Origin of the sequence: Kitasatospora sp. NPDC057223 (assembly GCF_042669755.1) — a bacterium.
Lineage (GTDB): Bacteria > Actinomycetota > Actinomycetes > Streptomycetales > Streptomycetaceae > Kitasatospora.
On record NZ_JBHUWW010000162.1, the window covers coordinates 1 to 17,457 of the forward strand.

The window sequence follows — 17,457 nt, forward strand, 5'->3', positions numbered from 1 at the left end:
GGACCGCTGCCGCGGCCCGCCCCACCTGCTGCCTCCGTCGTGCGAACCGGTCAGCCGGTGGCCGGGGCCGTCAGGTCGTAGACCGTCGCGGTGCCGACCGTCCTGGCGGTGAAGTTGGACGCCACCCAGGTGGCGATCTCGTTGGACTCCGACGAGCCGCCCATGCCGCCCGGCGCGGCCGTGGTGCCCGTGCCGCCGGTGGTACCCGGTGCGCCCGCGGTACCCGCAGTGCCCGTCGCCTCCTGCGTGCCGCCGGCCGTGCCGGCTCCCATGCCGCCGCCCATGCCGCCGCCACCACCGATGAAGTAGTGGACCTTGCCCTCCTTCACGTACTGCTGGAACTCGCTCAGCGTCAGCGACGGGTCGGTGCCGTTGAAGCCGCCGAGGGCCATCACCGGCTCACCGGTGGCCAGCTGGTAGCTGGCCTGGTTCTGCGAACCGACCGCGGCCGCGACCCAGGTGTACTGCCCGGCGTCCTGCTTCAGCAGGGCCGCCAGCTCGCTGCTCACCTGCGCGCCGTTGAGCAGGCCGCCCATGCCGCCGCCGCCCGTGCCGCCACGGGTGGTGCCGCCCGCGCCGCCGGGGAACCCACCCCGGCCGCCGGTCGTGCCGCCCGGCCCGCCGAAGCCGCCCTGCGGCATGCCCGCGGCGCCGTTCTGACCCTGGCCGGTCTGGCCCGGGAGCTGGCCCTGAGCCTGGCCCTGACCGTTCTGACCCTGGCCGGTCTGGCCCGGGATCTGCCCCGGCGCGAACAGCTCGAAGTTGCCCCCGCGCCGGTTGCCGCCCGGTCCGCCGAAGCCCGAGCCCTGCACCTGCGGCCCGGCGGTCACGATCGAACCGGAGTGACCGGTGGACACCGTGTCCAGCGCGTACGCCGTCGGCCCGCCCAGCGCGGCCGCCAGGCCCACCAGGCCGACCACCGTCGCCAGCCGTGCGGACAGCCGGCCCGCCAGCAGCAGCGCGGCGGCCGCCGCGAGACCGCCGACCAGCACCGCCCACCGCAGCCACGGCAGGAAGCTCGCGCTGCGCCCGAGCAGGACGTACGCCCAGACCGCGGTGACCGCCAGCGTGACGGCCAGCACCGCCGCGTACGGCAGCCGGTGCCGCACCCGCCACAGGCCGTCCACGCCCATGCCGACCAGCGCCGCGACCGCGGGCACGAGGGCCACCGTGTAGTACTGGTGGAAGATCCCGGACATGAAGCTGAAGGTCAGCCCGGTGCAGAGCAGCCAGCCGCCCCAGACCAGGAACGCCGTCCGCGCGCTGTCGCTGCGCGGGTAGCGGCGGGTGGCCCAGAGGCCGAAGGCCAGCAGGATCAGCGCGGCCGGCATCAGCCAGGCGATCTGCCCGCCGATGTCACCGTCGAACAGCCGGGTGATGCCGGTGCTGCCCCACATGCCACCGCCGCCCGCGCCGCCACCGCCGCCGCCGACACTGCCGGTCTCGTTGCCGGTGATCCGGCCGAAGCCGTTGTAGCCGAAGGTCACGGACAGGAAGTTGTTGTCCTGCGAGCCGCCGATGTACGGCCGGTCGGCCGCCGGGACGAGCTGCACGATCGCGACCCACCAGCCCGCCGAGGCGACCATCGCCAGTCCGGCGTACGCCAGCTGGCGCACCCGCCGCCCCAGCCCGGTCGGTGCGACCACCAGGTAGATCACCGCGAAGGCGGGCAGGACCAGGAAGGCCTGCAGGGTCTTGGTCAGGAAGCCGAAGCCGAACATCACGCCGGTGAACAGCAGCCACCGGGTGCTCGCGGTCTCGGTGGCCCGCACCACGCCGTACGCGGCCAGCGTCAGCAGCAGCACGAGCAGCGCGTCCGGGTTGTTGAAGCGGAACATCAGCGCCGCCACCGGGGTGAGCGCCAGCGTGGCGCCGGCCACCAGGCCGCCGAGCGGCGAGAAGCGCCGCCGGACGGTCGCGTACACCGTGCCGACGGTGGCGACCGCCATCAGCACCTGCGGGGCGAGCACCGACCAGGAGCTGAGGCCGAAGATCCGGGCCGAGAGCGCCATCGGCCACAGGGACATCGGCGGCTTGTCGACGGTGATGAAGTTCGCCGCGTCGGAGGACCCGTAGAAGAAGGCCTTCCAGCTCTGGCTGCCCGCCTGTACGGCGGCCGAGTAGAACGAGTTGGCCCAGCCCGAGGCGGACAGGCCCCAGAAGTAGAGGACGGCCGTGGCCAGCAGCAGGGCCAGCAGCGCGGGCCGGGCCCAGCTCGGGTCGTCGGCCCGGCCCCGCCAGGCGCGGCCGGGGAGGGTCCGCAGCCGTCCGGACCAGGACGCCGGGCCCTTGGGGCCGGTCCCGGGGAGGGCGGCGGGCGGGAAGGGGGCGTCGACCGTGGCGCGCGCCGGGAGCTCCGGCGGCGGGAAGTTCGCAGCCTCGGGCCACGGTTCGCTGGTCGGAGGGAAGGAACTGGTCGTGGTCATGGGGGATACGCTCGGCCCGGTCCCTGAGAGGTTCATGAGACAGGGCTTTGAGCGGCGTGTGATCTTGTACGGATCTTGCCGGGCGCCGTCCTCGCCGCCTGCCGGCCCACCGCCGCCCTGCCGCCGTCCGGCGCGGATCCGCCCTGGGGTCAGGCCTCCTGAGGCACCGTCAGGTGCTGGCCGAGCCACTCCAGGGCCGGCGGGATCTCCCTGGTCCAGGTGTGGAAGTTGTGGCCGCCGGTGTCCAGCGTGATGGTGGAGAGCCGGGTGGGCGCCCGGAACGCGCCGACCATCGCCTGGGTCTCCTGGTAGTTGTTCTCGTCGTAGCTGGTGGCCAGCAGCAGCGAGACCGGGGCAGCGGGCTGGTTCCTCAGCCGCCAGAGCAGGTCGTTCTCCTGCTTGAGCCTCGGGTCGCCGCCGAACAGGTCGCCGGTGGTCTGGTCGATCGGCGCGGTGTAGTAGCCCGAGAGGGAGATCGCGGAGCGGTACGCGTCCGGCCGGCGCAGCGCGAACTTCAGCGCGCAGTAGCCGCCGGTGGAGTTGCCGATGACGGCCCGCGAGCCGGGGTCGTCGGCGAGCCGGTAGGTCCCGGCCAGCGCCTTCGGCAGGTCCGAGGTGAAGAACGTCTCGACCTGCGGGCCGCCCGGGACGTCGACGCACTCGGTGTCCCGGTTGCCGGCGATGGTGGGGCGCATCAGCACCAGCACGGTCGGCGGGAGCTTCTTCTCCTCGATGGCCCGCAGGGTCGAGGCCGGGTACTGCATCAGCGAGATCAGCTTCTCCGCCGAGCCGGGGTAGCCGGCCAGCACCAGCGCCATCGGGAAGGCGTGCCGCGCGTACTCGGGCTGGAAGTACTGCGGCGGCAGGTAGACGAACGCCTCGCTGCTCAGCCCGCTGCCCTTCCCGTTGACGTCGACCTGCTGGATCAGGCCGGAGCGCTCGCGGGCCGAGCCCTGCGCGGAGAAGACCTTCTGCTCGCCCATCACCGCGACGGCGGCGTTCGGCTGGTGGTCGACGACGGTGCCGGGCTTGCCGTCGGAGCCGAGCAGGTCGCTCCAGGAGCTGTAGAAGCCGAAGTAGCCGTTGGCGATCAGGCCCATCGCGACCAGCACGGCGAGCTGGGTGGCCAGGAACGCGCCGATCCGGCCCAGCCAGGACCGCCAGCTGCGCCCGCCGAATCTCGGCCAGAGCCACATGGTGGCGGCGAACACGGCGACCGCCGCGAGGACGGCGATGATCTGCAACGGGAGTCCGGTCAGCCTGAGCACCCACCGATCGTAGTGGACGTCATGTGCGCCCCCATTTGCGCCCCTTGTGCGCCCCCTGCTGCCCCTGCACGCCCGGTCTGCCGTCACGAACCCGGTTGACCGGGTACCGGACGGCCCGGGACCATGGCCGGGGGTACGCGACGCCAGCGCAACGGGGGGAACGTCTTGGCCGCAGTTCGCACGACCACGACCGCAGGCACATCCAAGGCCGTGACCGGGGCCGTGGCCCGGCCCGCCCTGACGGCGGGCCTGCTGGCCTGCGCCGTCGTCCTGCTGGCCGCCTGCAGCAGCGGCGGCGGGAGCGCCCAGCCGCCACCGGCCGTCACCGTCTCCGTCACGCCGTCGGCCAGCCCGACCCCCACGCCCAGCCCGACGCCGACCACGCCCCCGTACGGGCCGGTCCTGGCGGAGGCGATCGCCCCGCTCGACGCCGCGCTCGCCAAACTCCCGGCCGCCGGCGACCTGACCGCGTTCGGTGCCGCGCTGGAGGACGTCCGCGCCAGGGCCACCTCCGGCAGCGCGGAGCTGGAGGACGCCGTGGAGCCGGCCGCGGCCTCGACCGCACACCGTCAACTGCTGGTCGCACTCGACGCGTTGGCCGAGCACATCACCAAGGTCCAGAGTGAGATCAGCCACCGCACGCTCTGCGCCGGCAGCGCCGCCCTCGCGCGCTTCGGCCAGGGGGAGGCGCTGACGACCCTGCCGGCCGCCCTCCAGGCCCTCGCCGCCGCCGGCTATCCGGCCACCCTCACCGTCCCGAAGACCGGCGAACTCCAGCAGCGCTCCCTCGACAACGGCACCCTCGTCCGCGAGGGCAGCCGCGACGGCGAGGGCGAGCTGACCATCGACAACGGCGACGGCGGCAGCGACGCCGTGGTCTCACTCGCCAAGGGCGGCAAGTCGGTCCACTCGGTCTTCATCGCCAAGGGCAAGACCGCGAAGGTCAAGGGCATCGAGGACGGTACCTACGACATCTACTTCGCCGGCGGCACCGACTGGGACAGCAGCACCAAGGCCTTCACGCAGAACTGCGACTTCTCCAAGTTCGACGACACCATGTCGTTCGAGACCACCTCCACGTACACCACCTGGGAGATCACCCTCCAGGCCGCCGTCGGCGGCAACGCCACCACGAGTGACGTCCCGGAGGGCTCCTACCCGCTGCCGTAGGGCGTCGGGCGGCGCCGCGTCAGGACGCCTCGCGCGGGATGCGGCGCTGCCACTCGCGGGTGAAGACCACCGAGCCGCCCTCCAGGGCGGTCACCCGGCTGTGGGTGGTGAAGTGGGTGGCGTCGCAGGTGATCTCGGAGCGGGTGCGGACGCTGACGTCCCAGCCGATGTCCGGGCGTTCGAGGCGGACCGTCCAGTCGGAGCGGGTCTCGGCGCTGAGCGGGTCGCCGGAGCGGATGCGGTAGGCCTCCACGGCCTGTTCGTCGTGGACGAGACCGTCGGGGTAGGTGCGCGAGCCGCCGTGGCCGGGGGTGACCTCCAGGCGCCATTCGTCGGCGGCGACGTCCCGGATGACGAGGCGCTCGGGGCGGCTGGTGAGCGGCTCGGTGCGGTGGACGGCGAGCGGGGCGGCCTGCTCGGGGGGTCCGAAGGCGATCGGGGGGTTGCCGGCGTCGGCCGCGAGGTGGCGGACGGGGAGGGTGAGGACGCCGTGGCCCGGGTCGGTGTCGAAGCCCTCGTCCTCCGGCTGCGGCCAGACCCAGGGCCAGTACGCGGAGGACAGTGACAGCCGGATGCGGTGGCCGGGCGGGAAGGCGTGGCCGATGCCCACCAGGCCGAGGCCGACGTCCTCGGTGGCGCCCGGGGTCCACTCGACGGCCTGGTCGCGGCCGTGCCGGGCGGAGAGGTTGAGCACGCCCCGGGTGACGAGGGTGGAGGAGCCGTCCGGTGCGACGTCGCACAGCCGCGCGACGACCTGGCCGCGCCGGGCGGCTGTCCGCAGCCGCAGCCGGACGGCGGCGCGGCCGAGGATCTCCACGCGTTCGGGCAGCGGGGCGGTGTCGAAGCAGACCGAGCGCCCGTCCTCCTCGCGCTGGTCCGGCGGCAGGTCGGAGGCGTTGCCGAGGGGGGAGAGCCGGCCGGCGTCGGCGCCGGTGTGCTGCGGGGAGTGGACGTGGACGAAGCGGTCCTCGGAGGCGGTGCCGGCGGTGCGCAGCGCGGTGTCGAGGCCGTAGTGGATGTCGCGGACGTCGGCGGAGGGCCAGGAGTCGTCGCCGGCCCAGCGGCCGGGGCGGATCTCGTACGTCGTCGCGGGCCGGACGGACTCGTTGATCCAACTGCGCAGCGCGGGCTCCTCCATGACGCCGGTGCGGGCGCCCTTGAGCCAGTGGTCCCACCAGCGCAGGGTCTCCTGGAGGAAGCCGATGGCGGGGCCGGGCGGCAGGCCCTCGTCGGGGTACTGGTGCGCCCAGGGGCCGATCAGGCCGCGGACGGGCGCGTCCAGCTGCTCGACGAGCCGCAGGACGGTGTCCCGGTGGGGGTCGGCCCAGCCGCCGACGGCCAGCACGGCGGCCCTGATCGCGCCGTACTCCTCGCGGACGGAGCCTTGGCGCCAGTAGTCGTCGCGGGTCTGGTGGCCCAGCCAGGAGTGGATGAACGGGTCGACGGCGTCGAGCCGTTCCAGCCACATCCGCCGCCACTCGTCGCCGACGTACTTCGGGTCCGGCGGGTGGGCGGCGGCGGCCAGCAGGGCGGCGGACGAGGCGTGCATGCCGGCGGCGAGCAGGGAGCCGCCGACGTAGCGCGCGTCGTTGTCGTAGCGGTCGTCGGTGGAGCAGACGGTGACCACGGCCTTGAGCGCGGGAGGGGCGAGAGCGGCGATCCGGAGGCTGTTGCCGCCGCCCCGGGAGATGCCGAACATGCCGACGCTCCCGCTGCACCAGCGCTGCGCGGCGAGCCACTCGACGACGGCGACGCCGTCCGCGAGCTCCTGCGCGGAGTACTCGTCGCCGGGCAGGCCGCCGGAGTTGCCGTACCCCCGCACGTCGACCCGCACCGAGGCGTAGCCGTGGCCCGCGTACCAGGGGTGGCGCTGGGCGTCGCGCGGGGCCGTCCGGTCGCTGAGCCGGTTCGGCAGGTACTCCAGCAGGGCGGGCACCGGCCCCCCGGTGACGGGCCGCCAGATCCGGGCGGACAGTCCGACTCCGTCCGCGAGCGGGATGCGTACGTCCTCCCGGACGGTCTGGTGAGGGTACGAGGTCGGGTGCTGCATGAATCAGACAATAGATGACTTTATGTCCGATTTCATGAGGGCTCGTGACGTTTGACGGCGTATGTACCGGGCGGCTCAGTCGCCCCTGCCCGGCCGGGCGGTGGCCCTGCGGACGGACGCGGCGGCGGTGCCGGCGGTGCGGTCCTGGCGCCCGGAGGCCCGGAGGCGCGGCTGTTCGCACGGTGCACGGCCAGGTCGGGGCGCCCGTCCGTACGTGATGCCCTGGCCGAGTACCTGCACATGACTTGCAAGTACTTGCCACGGCGAGGAAAAATGGCTCAGCCTGCCCCGCCCACCCTCACGTCCCGAGAGGACGCAGCCATGCCCAGCGCGCCCACCATCGCCCCCGCCGCCACCGCGGTCCGATGGCGCGACCGGCTCACCCGGGACGAATGGATACGCCTGGCCGGCATGGGCGGGTTCGTCCTCGCCCTGCACGTGGTCGGCTGGGTCACCCTGATCGCGGTGATCGCGCCCCAGCACTACGACGTCGGCGGGCAGGTCTTCGGCGTCGGCATGGGCCTGACCGCCTACACCCTCGGCATGCGGCACGCCTTCGACGCCGACCACATCGCCGCCATCGACAACACCACCCGCAAGCTGATGGGCCAGGGCAAGCGCCCGCTCTCGGTCGGCTTCTGGTTCTCGCTCGGCCACTCCTCGATCGTCTTCGGCCTCTGCGCGCTGCTCGCCTTCGGCATCCAGTCCCTCGCCGGACAGGTCGAGTCGGACGACTCCGCGCTGCACACCGCCACCGGCCTGATCGGCGTCACCGTCTCCGGCGTCTTCCTGGTGCTGATCGGCCTGATCAACCTGGGCGCCTTCAACGGCATCCTCAAGGTCTTCCGCAAGATGCGGCACGGCGAGTTCGACGAGGAGGAGCTGGAGCGCCAGCTCGACAAGCGGGGCTTCATGAACCGCATCCTCGGCCGGGTCACCAGGGCCGTCACCAAGCCCTGGCACATGTACCCCGTCGGCCTGCTCTTCGGTCTCGGCTTCGACACCGCCACCGAGGTCTCGCTGCTCGTCCTGGCCGGCGGCGCCGCCGCCTTCTCGCTGCCCTGGTACGCCCTGCTGGTGCTGCCCGTCCTGTTCGCGGCCGGCATGAGCCTGCTGGACACCATCGACGGCTCGTTCATGAACTTCGCGTACGAGTGGGCCTTCTCCAAGCCCGTCCGCAAGATCTACTACAACCTCACCGTCACCGGCCTGTCCGTGATCGTCGCGCTCGTCATCGGGGTGATCGAGCTGGTCGGCCTGCTCGGCGAGAAGCTCGACATCACCAGCGGCCCGGTCGCCTGGGTCGGCGAACTCGACCTCAACCTGGTCGGCTACGCGATCGTCGGCCTCTTCGTCCTCACCTGGGCCGGCGCGCTGGCCTTCTGGAAGTTCGGCAAGGTCGAGGAGAAGTGGTCGGCGGGCATCCGCCCCGCCGCCGCGGCCTCCACCACCGACTGATCCCCGGGCACCCGCCGCAGCGGCCCCCGTCACCCCGGTCGGACTCCGGGGAGGCGGGGGCCGCTCCGGCCCGGCAGGTCCCCGCCGGTCGGCGGCTCCCGGCCCCGCGCCGTCGAGAACCCGTCGCCGTCGAACGGGTGGCGCACGGTGTGCGACGCCCGGATCGCGTACCCGAGCCGCCGACCGCACCCCCGGTGAACGACGGCACGGGTCTGCCGACGAAGTCCACGACGCTGGAGGCCGGAGGACGCGGCACACACGGCCTGCGGCATGCTGGCTCCCGTGCCTCATGACGAACCCGCCGCCGCCCTCGAACGGATCTGCGCCTCGATCGGGCAGCACCGGGACCCGGCGGCCGTGGCCCGGCTGGTCCGGGAACTGCTGCCCGCGCCGACCCCCGACGAGGCGGTCTGGCTGGACCGGGCCGGGCGGCGGACGTTCGCCCGGACGAGCGGGCCCGCGCCCCGGCCGGTGGGCGCGGGGCGGCAGCTCGCCGTGGCGGGAGCACTCTTCGGCACCGTCGGGGAGGCGGGCGGGGCCGACGGGCCGGAGCAGGTCGCGCGGGCCGTCCGGCTCGGCGGCCGGGAGATCGGGCGGGAACCCGGTGCGGCGGGCTTCCGGGACGGGCGGTTGAACCGGGAGGCCCGCGCGGAGGCGGGCCTCGGGGGGCTGTCCAAGCGGCAGTACAACAAGCGGTTCCGGCTCCTCCAGCGGCTGGAGGCGAAGCAGGCCGTGCTGGACGTCGCGGAGCGCGAGCGCCGGGCGGCGGCCCTCGCCGAGAGCGGGCTGCTCCCCCTGCTGGACGCCGCCCGGCCCACCGGGGACCTCGGAACGGCCTGCCTCATCGCCTTCCAGGCCGCCCGCCGCCGCTCCGGCGGGGCGCTGACGGGCTGGCTCAGCTGGTGGGCGGGCCGCCGGGTCACCGAGCTGCTCCTCGCCCGCCTGGCGGCCTCGCCCGGTACGGACTGGTGGGCCCTCGCGCACGTGCACCCCGTCCGGGAGGTGCTGGCGCGGCTGACGGAGCACCAGCAGGGGCGGCTGGTCGGCCGCTGGTCCGCAGGCCTGCGGGAGACCGCCGTGCTGCTGGAGCGCGCGTACGGGCGCTGCTCCGTCGAGCCGGCCGCCATGTTCGCGCGCCCGGGCGACGACGCGTACGCGTGGAACCTGGCGGCCAAGGCCTGGAACGCGGCCCGGGCGCAGTACCTGGAGGTGCTGGCGGCCCTGGACGCGCAGGAGGTCCTCGATGCGGTCTGCCCCGGGCAGGTGCCGGTGCTGGACGTGATCGACCCGGAGTCGTGGCGGGGGTGGGTGGGCGACAAGGGGTTCCGAGAGATCGAGGTGTGGGCCGGCCTGCCGCTGCCCTGGCAGGTGGTGGCCGGTACGCAGGCGTGCCCGGGCGAGCTGGTGGCGCTGGTGTGCCGGCGGCACGGGGTGGATCCGGTCAGGGCGGGGTGGACGATCCGGGGCGCGGGGCGGGGTGCGGCCGGGAGCCGGCTCACGGAGGTGTTCGTGGCCGGCGTGGCCGAGGGGGACGCGGTGCTGGCGCACGCCCTGCGCGGGCGGACTTGACCGGCGGCCCGCCCGACGGCAGGCTGCCGGGAGTCCCCGGGTGTAGCTCAGCGGTGGAGCGCCTGTCAGCAAAGCGGGTGGCCGCAGGTTCGAGCCCTGCCGCCGGGGGACACCGGGGGCCGGCCGGTCCGGACGCGTCCGGGACGGCGGGCCCCCGGTACCGGGCCCGACCCGGGTGACGGCAGATCAGGCCGGTCGGCGCAGCCGTCCCAAGAGTTAACCGCAGGGGTCTTGTCGCGTCATTTTCTACGCGCGTATCTTGAGCGCTGCGAGGTAGCTACCGGACTTCGTTCTACGCGGGTAGTGCGCCGGCGCGCACCACCTGATTCACCCTCATGCCCCGGCGCCCCCACGGCGGCCGGGCGATCGTGCTGCACCCGGACGCCGTGTCATGGCAATGGCGCGGCAGCTTAAGGAGTCCTGCCCCGGTGACCACGCCCACTGCTCCCCGCCCCCGCTCCCGCCGGGCGCTGCTGCGCGCGACCCTGCTGCCGGCCGGCCTGGCGGCCTCGCTGGTCCTCGTCCCGCTGCCGTCCGCCTTCGCCGCGCCCTCCGCGGACGCCGTGATCTCCGAGGTCTACGGCGGTGGCGGCAACTCCGGCGCCACGCTGAAGAACGACTTCATCGAGCTCGCCAACAAGGGCGGCGCGGCCTTCGGTCTCACCGGCTGGAGCGTCCAGTACATCTCGGCCTCCCCGGGTGCCACCTCGCAGTGGTCCGTCACCCCGCTGACCGGCTCGATAGCCGCCGGCCAGCGCTACCTGGTCGCCGAGGCGGCCGGTGCGGGCGGCACCGTCGCCCTGCCGACGCCGGACGCGACCGGCAGCCTGACGCTCTCCGGCACCGCCGGCACCGTCGCCCTCGTCCAGGGCACCGCCCCGCTCACCTGCAAGACCGCCGCCGACTGCGCCGCCGACCCGCGCGTGCGCGACCTGGTCGGCTTCGGCACCGCCGTCGTCCGCGAGGGCTCCCCGGTGACCGGTGCGAGCAACACCGCCTCGGTCGCCCGCCGCGCGAACCTCGCCGACACCGACGACAACGCCGCCGACCTGGTGGCCGGCGACCCGACCCCGGTCAACAGCTACGGAGAGTCCGCCGAGGGCACCACGCCCGGCGCCCCGGCCGGCCCGACCGAGCCCGGCCCGCTGCGGATCCACGACATCCAGGGCACCACCCGCGTCTCGCCGCAGCTCGGCAACACCGTCCCCGGCGTGCCCGGCATCGTCACCGGTGTGCGCGGCTACGGCTCCAAGGGCTTCTGGATCCAGGACCCGAACGCCGACGCCGACCCGGCGACCAGCGAGGGCCTGTTCGTCTACACCGGCAGCAAGGTCCCGACCGTGAAGGTCGGCGACTCGGTGCTGGTGACCGGCAAGGTCGCGGAGTACTACCCGAACTTCGCCGGCGGCTCGCAGTCGCTCACCCAGCTGACCGCCCCGCTGGTCACGGTGCTCTCCGCCGGCAACGCCGTCCCGGCGCCGGTCGTGGTCAGCACCCGCAACATCCCCGGCACCTACACCCAGGACGCGGCCGGCGGCTCCATCGAGGGCCTGACGCTGCAGCCGGAGAAGTACACCCTGGACTTCTACGAGTCCCTGGAGGGCATGAACGTCCAGGTCGAGGACACCCGGGTGATCCAGGCCACCGACAAGTACAACGAGCTGTGGGTCGCCGCCGACAAGCAGGACCAGAAGAGCAAGCGCGGCGGCGTGCTCTACGAGTCGTACGCCGAGCCGAACGTCGGCCGCCTGATGGTGCAGCAGCTCGCCCCGGTCGCCCAGCAGCCGTTCCCGGTCGCCAACGTCGGTGACGTGCTGACCGGCGCCACCAACGGCCCGCTGGACTACAACTCCTTCGGCGGCTACACGCTGGCGGCCAACACGATCGGCGCCCTCCAGGACAACCACCTGGAGCGCGAGGTCACCGCCCCGGCCGCCGACCGCGAGGCGACCGTCGCCACCTACAACGTGGAGAACCTCGCCCCCGGCAACCCGGACAGCAAGTTCGCCGAGCTGGCCCAGGCCGTCGTCACCAACCTGCGCTCGCCCGACGTCGTCGCCCTGGAGGAGATCCAGGACAACAACGGCGCGACCAGCGACGGCACCGTCGACGCGAGCGTGACCGTGGCCAAGTTCATTGACGCGATCAAGGCGGCCGGCGGCCCGGCCTACGACTGGCGCTCCGTCGACCCGGTGGACGGCAAGGACGGCGGCGAGCCCGGCGGCAACATCCGCCAGGTGTTCCTCTTCAACCCGCTGCGGATCTCCTTCACGGACATCCCGGTCGCCGACGCCACCCGCACCGCCGTGGACGTGGCCGGCACCGGCGCCGCCGCCGCGCTGACCGCCTCGCCCGGCCGGATCGACCCGGCCAACGAGGCCTGGGCCAACAGCCGCAAGCCGCTGGTCGGCCAGTTCAGCTTCCGCGGCAAGAAGCTCTTCGTGATCGCCAACCACTTCAACAGCAAGGGCGGCGACCTCGGCATCGACAGCCGCTTCCAGGCCCCGTCCCGCAGCTCCGAGGTGCAGCGCGGCAAGCAGGCCGTCGTCGAGCAGGCCTTCGTGGCGAAGCTGCTCGCGGCCGACCCGACCGCGAAGGTCGTCTCGGTCGGCGACTTCAACGACTACCAGTTCTCCCCGGCGCTGTCCGCGCTCACCAAGGACGGCGTGCTGCGCGACCTGGTGAACGAGCTGCCCGAGAAGGAGCAGTACTCGTACGTCTACCAGGGCAACTCGCAGGTGCTGGACCACATCCTGGTGAGCCCCGAGGTCGGCTACGCCAAGTACGACGTGGTGCACATCAACAGTGAGTTCGCCCAGCAGGCGAGCGACCACGACCCGCAGATCGTGCGCGTCAAGCCCTGACGCGGCTGAACGGACGGACGGGGCGCGGCCGGTGGATCCGGTCGCGCCCCGTCCGTCCGTCTGTCTGCTGGTCCCTCCGGCGTGCCGGCGGCTCAGCGCAGGGCGGCCAGGACGGCCTGCGCCATCACCCGCTCGCCCGCCGCGTTGGGGTGGAACGGGACGGCGGGGGAGCCCGGCAGGGCGCCCTCGACCCAGCGGTCGGCGGAGCAGGCGTCGTGGCCGCGGGTCGGGCCGGCCGTGTCCACGTAGGTGGCGCCGCCCGCGGCGGCCGTCCTCGCGAGCATCGAGTTCAGGCTGCCGAGCACGCCGCGCAGGTACGTGACGTCGCCCGGGGTGACCGGCTGGCGGCCGACGCAGTCGTCCGAGTCCTGCGGCAGCACGGACGGGTAGCCGACCACCAGCACCTTGGCGCCGGGCGCCTTGGCGTGGATCCGGGCGAGCACGTCGGAGAGCTGCGGGGCCGCGCCCGCGATGCGGTCGGCCAGGTCGTCGTTGCCGTACTGCCAGGACCAGCTGCTCCAGTCCCAGTGCCCGTGGTGGTAGACGTCCTTGCACGGCGTGCCGAACGGGTTGACCACGGCGCCCGCGATGCAGGTGGCGATCACCTCGCCGACGCCGAGGTCGCCCACACCCAGGTCGTTGCCGCCGATGCCGATGGTCACCAGGTCGGTGTCGGCGGTCACCGCGTTCAACTGCGGGTCGTTGACCCGGATGAACGCGTCGTACTGCGCCGAGGTCATCGCCTTGACCTTGGCGGCCGAGCAGGTGACGTCGGTGTACGCGGCGGAGCCGAGCGCGGCCGCCACGAGGTGGCCGTAGTTGTGGTCCGAGCGCAGACAGAGGCCGGCGGACTGGCCGGGCACGCCGGCGCCGGCGGCATAGGAGTCACCGAGGGCGACGTAGTGGCGGGAGCCGGTGGCGGCGCCCGCGTCGGTGGTGGTCAGCGCGACGGTGACCAGCAGCGCGAGGCCGGTGACCAACAGGGACGCGAGTTTCCGGGCAGGGCTGAGCACGGTTCCTCCTGGGGGAGAGAAACGAGAGGGTGGGTGGGGGTGCGCGGGAGCCGGGCCACAGCTACTACTGCTCGGTAAGTTACTGCCAGGTTTCGTGGCCGTCCACAGAATCGGCGGGAATTCCTGAAAAAGGGTCAGAAAGGTATTCCGAATTACGCTCCACGGCGTAGCGAACGGAATTCCGCGCCACCGTGGAGCGAAATTCGCCCGGCCCGTTGTTACCGGCCGGTTGACTGGGTGATCGACAGGCCGCAGTATCGGACCCACCCCGGACCCACCCACCGGCACCGCCGTCCCTGGAGGACCCCCGTATGGCACTCGACGCCGACGTCATCGTCATCGGAGCCGGCCTGGCCGGCCTCGTCGCCACCGCGGAACTGGCGGACGCCGGCCGCAAGGTCATCCTGCTCGACCAGGAGCCCGCGGCCTCCCTCGGCGGCCAGGCGCACTGGTCCTTCGGCGGCCTCTTCCTGGTCGACTCGCCCGAGCAGCGCCGGATGCGGGTCCGCGACTCCCACGAGCTCGCCTGGCAGGACTGGCAGGGCACGGCCGGTTTCGACCGGGACGAGGACGCCTGGCCGCGCCGCTGGGCCGAGGCCTACGTCGACTTCGCGGCGGGCGAGAAGCGCGCCTGGCTGCACGCCCAGGGGGTGCGCTTCTTCCCCGTCGTCGGCTGGGCCGAGCGCGGCGGGCTGCTCGCCACCGGCCCCGGCAACTCCGTCCCCCGCTTCCACATCACCTGGGGCACCGGCCCCGGCATCGTCGAACCCTTCGCCCGCCGGGTGCGGGCCGCCGTCGCCCGCGGCCTGGTCGACATCCGGTTCCGGCACCGCGTCACCGGCCTGGCCGCGAACGGCGGCGTCACCGACACCGTCACCGGCGAGGTCCTGGTGCCCAGCACGGTCGAACGGGGCGTCGCCAGCTCGCGCGAGGTGTCCGGAGCCTTCGAGCTGCGGGCCCAGGCCGTCATCGTGACCTCCGGCGGCATCGGCGGGAACCACGACCTCGTCCGCAAGGCCTGGCCCGCCCGCCTCGGCACCCCGCCCACCCGGATGCTCTCCGGCGTGCCCGCCCACGTGGACGGCCTGATGCTCGGCATCGCCGGGGAGGCCGGCGGCAACCTGATCAACGGCGACCGGATGTGGCACTACACCGAGGGCATCGAGAACTGGGACCCGATCTGGGCCAGGCACGGTATCCGGATCCTGCCCGGCCCGTCCTCGCTCTGGCTGGACGCCCGCGGCAACCGGCTGCCCGTCCCGCTGTTCCCCGGCTTCGACACCCTCGGCACGCTCGAACACATCATGACCACCGGGTACGACCACACCTGGTTCGTCCTCACCCAGAAGATCATCGAGAAGGAGTTCGCCCTCTCCGGCTCCGAGCAGAACCCCGACCTGACCGGCCGCAGCATCCGTGGGGTCCTCGGCCGCGCACTGCCCGGCGCCACCGGTCCGGTCGAGGCGTTCAAACGCCACGGCGCCGACTTCGTGGTCGCCGGCAACGTCCCCGACCTCGTCCGGGGCATGAACGCCAAGACCCCGCAGGCACTGATCGACGGCGCCGCGCTGCTGCGCGAGATCGAGGCCCGCGACCGCGAACTGGCCAACCCGTTCAGCAAGGACCTCCAGGTCACCGCGATCCACGGCGCCCGCCGCTACCTCGGCGACAAGCTGATCCGCACCGCGACCCCGCACCGCATCCTCGACCCCAAGGCCGCCCCGCTGATCGCCGTCAAGCTCAACATCCTCACCCGCAAGTCGCTCGGCGGTCTGGAGACCGACCTCTCCTCCCGGGTGCTGCGGGCGGACGGCAGCGTGCTGGACGGGCTCTACGCGGCCGGCGAGGCGGCCGGTTTCGGCGGCGGCGGCGTGCACGGCTACCGCTCGCTGGAGGGCACCTTCCTCGGCGGCTGCATCTTCTCCGGCCGCGCGGCCGGCCGGGCGGCGGCGGCCGCCACGGCCTGATCCGCCGCCTGATCCGCCGCGCGCGCCCGCGCCCGCGCTCCCGCCCCGCCCGCGTCCGGGTCCTCAGCCCTGCGGGGCCGGGCGCAGCAGCGCGGCGATCGCGCGGTACCCCTTGTTCTCGGCGTGCCGCAGCGCCGTGACACCGTGGGCGTCGGCGATCCCCGGGTCGGCGCCGGCCGCGAGCAGCGCCCGGACGACGTCCTGGTGGCGCTCGCCGCCGTTGCCGAGGATCACCGCCTCCAGCAGCGCCGTCCAGCCGAGGTCGTTGACGTGGTTCACGTCGATCCCCGTCCGGACGACCCGGCGGACGTACTCCACGTGCCCGCGTTCCGAGGCCGGGATCACCGACAGCCCGCCGAACCGGTTGACGATGCCCAGGTCCGGCCCGGCCGGCAGCAGCGCCTCCAGCATGGCGACGCTGCCGGTGACCCCGGTGACCAGCCACGGCGTGTCGTGCCGGTCGTCCAGCGCGTCGGGATCGGCGCCGGCCGCCACCAGGAGCTCCGCCACCCGGACGTGGTCGCCCGCGGCGGCCAGCAGCAGCGGGGTGCGCCGGTGCCCGTCCGCGACCTCCGTCCGGGCACCGGCCGCGAGCGCGTCCCGCACCCCGGCCGGGTCGCCGGCCCCCGCGGCGGCGAGCAACCGGGCGTCGGCCGCGCCCTGATCGGGTGCGGTCGTGGCGGTCGGAGCGGGCGGGGTGATCGGGGCGGTGGTGGCCGGGGTGGGTCCGTCCGGGCTTCGGCTCGGCATCTGCGGGGTCTCCTTCGGGCTGCTGTCCACGGTGATGGTGCCGACGGCCGGTGTGCGGCCGGGTGCGGCCCCGCAGCCTGCCGCCAGGGCGAGCGCCGCCAGCCCGGCCGCACCGAGGCGGACCAGCCGCCACCGTCCGGTCGATGCCGATGCCGATGCCGATGCCGATGCTGCCGCACCGCGGGAGGGCGGGCGGTGGGTCGGCCGTGGCCCGTATGTCATGGCTGCTCCGTCGGGGGTTGTGGCGGGGGCTCCCCACCAGCATCGCCCCGCCGGCCGGCCCGCCCGGTCGGGGCATCGGCCCGACTCCGTGCTCCCGTCGGTGGATGCCCGGGTCAGCCGATCGGTTGAGGAGCACGTCCGGTCCCGGGCTCCGGCGGGCGGGTAAATGCGCGGGACAGCGGGCGCGCCCTCGGGCAGGATCCTGGCATGACGACCGATGAACTGCTGCGCAGGGCGGCCGGCCTGTGGGAGCACCAGGCCTCGGGCCCGGTGTCGTTCGGGCCGCCGGGCGGCGTGCGGGTGGTTGTCGCGCCGGGGTCGGAATTCTGCCCGCCCGGCTGGGTCGGCGTGGTGACGTTGGGCGGGTCGGCGGTCGTGACGGTGCCGACGGAGGCGCTCGCCGCGCTGCTTTCCGGCGCCCTGGCGGGAGCGGAGCCCGGGGCCGTCGCGGACGCCGAGGTGCTGCGCCGGGTGCTGCCGGTCTCCCGGGTGCTCGGTCCGGCCGCCCTGGCGTACCTGTCCGCCGCGGACTTCAGGCCGGTGCGGCCAGGGTCGGGCCTGCCACCGGTCGGGCAACTGCCCCCGGACCACCCGGCTCTGCGTGGGCTAGAGCAGGCGGCGGGCCCGGCGGACAGCGGCGAGGCGGCTCTGTGGGAGATCACCTCGCCCGTGTTCGTGGTGCGCGAGGGCGGCTCGGTGG

Annotated in this window: 11 protein-coding genes; 6 read left to right on the forward strand and 5 right to left on the reverse strand. The window is 73.9% G+C overall.

Going from position 1 to position 17,457, the window contains the following annotated elements; all coding sequences use genetic code 11:
• Positions 1–50 precede the first annotated feature (50 nt).
• Both ACFUK0_RS35400 and ACFUK0_RS35405 read right to left on the reverse strand, forming a co-directional pair.
• On the reverse strand, positions 51–2,426 hold the full coding sequence (locus ACFUK0_RS35400; protein ID WP_380257278.1) for a glycosyltransferase family 39 protein: 2,376 nt from the start codon (positions 2,424–2,426) through the stop codon (positions 51–53).
• 149 nt (positions 2,427–2,575) lie between these two features.
• Positions 2,576–3,694 carry an alpha/beta hydrolase gene (locus ACFUK0_RS35405; RefSeq protein WP_380257280.1) on the reverse strand — a complete coding sequence of 373 codons (1,119 nt, stop codon included), beginning with the start codon at positions 3,692–3,694 and terminating at the stop codon, positions 2,576–2,578.
• A gap of 210 nt (positions 3,695–3,904) precedes the next feature.
• Here ACFUK0_RS35405 and ACFUK0_RS35410 point away from each other — a divergent pair, with 210 nt between their 5' ends.
• Positions 3,905–4,864, forward strand: coding sequence for a hypothetical protein (locus ACFUK0_RS35410; protein WP_380257282.1), 960 nt, complete (start codon positions 3,905–3,907; stop codon positions 4,862–4,864).
• Positions 4,865–4,883: 19 nt separating this feature from the next.
• On the opposite strand, the gene ACFUK0_RS35415 is transcribed toward ACFUK0_RS35410, so the two are convergent.
• Positions 4,884–6,914 carry a CocE/NonD family hydrolase gene (locus ACFUK0_RS35415; RefSeq protein ID WP_380257284.1) on the reverse strand — a complete coding sequence of 677 codons (2,031 nt, stop codon included), beginning with the start codon at positions 6,912–6,914 and terminating at the stop codon, positions 4,884–4,886.
• Positions 6,915–7,235: 321 nt separating this feature from the next.
• On the opposite strand from ACFUK0_RS35415, the gene ACFUK0_RS35420 reads away from it, so the two are divergent.
• From ACFUK0_RS35420 to ACFUK0_RS35430, 3 genes are all read left to right on the forward strand, one after another.
• Positions 7,236–8,372, forward strand: a complete 1,137-nt coding sequence (locus ACFUK0_RS35420; RefSeq protein ID WP_380257286.1) for a HoxN/HupN/NixA family nickel/cobalt transporter — start codon at positions 7,236–7,238, stop codon at positions 8,370–8,372.
• Between the two features lie 282 nt (positions 8,373–8,654).
• Positions 8,655–9,941, forward strand: coding sequence for a hypothetical protein (locus tag ACFUK0_RS35425; RefSeq protein ID WP_380257288.1), 1,287 nt, complete (start codon positions 8,655–8,657; stop codon positions 9,939–9,941).
• A 428-nt stretch (positions 9,942–10,369) separates the two neighbouring features.
• Positions 10,370–12,805 carry a lamin tail domain-containing protein gene (locus ACFUK0_RS35430; protein WP_380257290.1) on the forward strand — a complete coding sequence of 812 codons (2,436 nt, stop codon included), beginning with the start codon at positions 10,370–10,372 and terminating at the stop codon, positions 12,803–12,805.
• 92 nt (positions 12,806–12,897) lie between these two features.
• Here the strand turns inward: ACFUK0_RS35430 and ACFUK0_RS35435 are convergent, their stop codons facing one another.
• Positions 12,898–13,818: an SGNH/GDSL hydrolase family protein gene (locus ACFUK0_RS35435; RefSeq protein WP_380257292.1), complete on the reverse strand. Its 921-nt coding sequence runs from the start codon at positions 13,816–13,818 to the stop codon at positions 12,898–12,900.
• Positions 13,819–14,129: 311 nt separating this feature from the next.
• On the opposite strand from ACFUK0_RS35435, the gene ACFUK0_RS35440 reads away from it, so the two are divergent.
• Positions 14,130–15,785: an FAD-binding dehydrogenase gene (locus ACFUK0_RS35440; protein WP_380257294.1), complete on the forward strand. Its 1,656-nt coding sequence runs from the start codon at positions 14,130–14,132 to the stop codon at positions 15,783–15,785.
• A 63-nt stretch (positions 15,786–15,848) separates the two neighbouring features.
• Here ACFUK0_RS35440 and ACFUK0_RS35445 read toward each other — a convergent pair whose 3' ends face one another.
• Positions 15,849–16,535 (reverse strand): ankyrin repeat domain-containing protein, encoded by a 687-nt coding sequence (locus ACFUK0_RS35445; protein WP_380257296.1) that lies wholly within the window; start codon positions 16,533–16,535, stop codon positions 15,849–15,851.
• A gap of 429 nt (positions 16,536–16,964) precedes the next feature.
• Between ACFUK0_RS35445 and ACFUK0_RS35450 the strand changes: the two genes are divergently transcribed.
• Positions 16,965–17,457 (forward strand): GNAT family N-acetyltransferase (locus tag ACFUK0_RS35450; protein WP_380257298.1); only part of this gene is annotated, 493 nt, incomplete at its 3' end.

Coding starts and splice junctions, on each gene's coding strand:
- ACFUK0_RS35415 (WP_380257284.1), bottom strand. CDS start 6,914: ATGCAGCACCCGACCTCGTACCCTCACCAGACCGTCCGGGAGGACGTA.
- ACFUK0_RS35440 (WP_380257294.1), top strand. CDS start 14,130: ATGGCACTCGACGCCGACGTCATCGTCATCGGAGCCGGCCTGGCCGGC.
- ACFUK0_RS35420 (WP_380257286.1), top strand. CDS start 7,236: ATGCCCAGCGCGCCCACCATCGCCCCCGCCGCCACCGCGGTCCGATGG.
- ACFUK0_RS35400 (WP_380257278.1), bottom strand. CDS start 2,426: ATGACCACGACCAGTTCCTTCCCTCCGACCAGCGAACCGTGGCCCGAG.
- ACFUK0_RS35445 (WP_380257296.1), bottom strand. CDS start 16,535: ATGCCGAGCCGAAGCCCGGACGGACCCACCCCGGCCACCACCGCCCCG.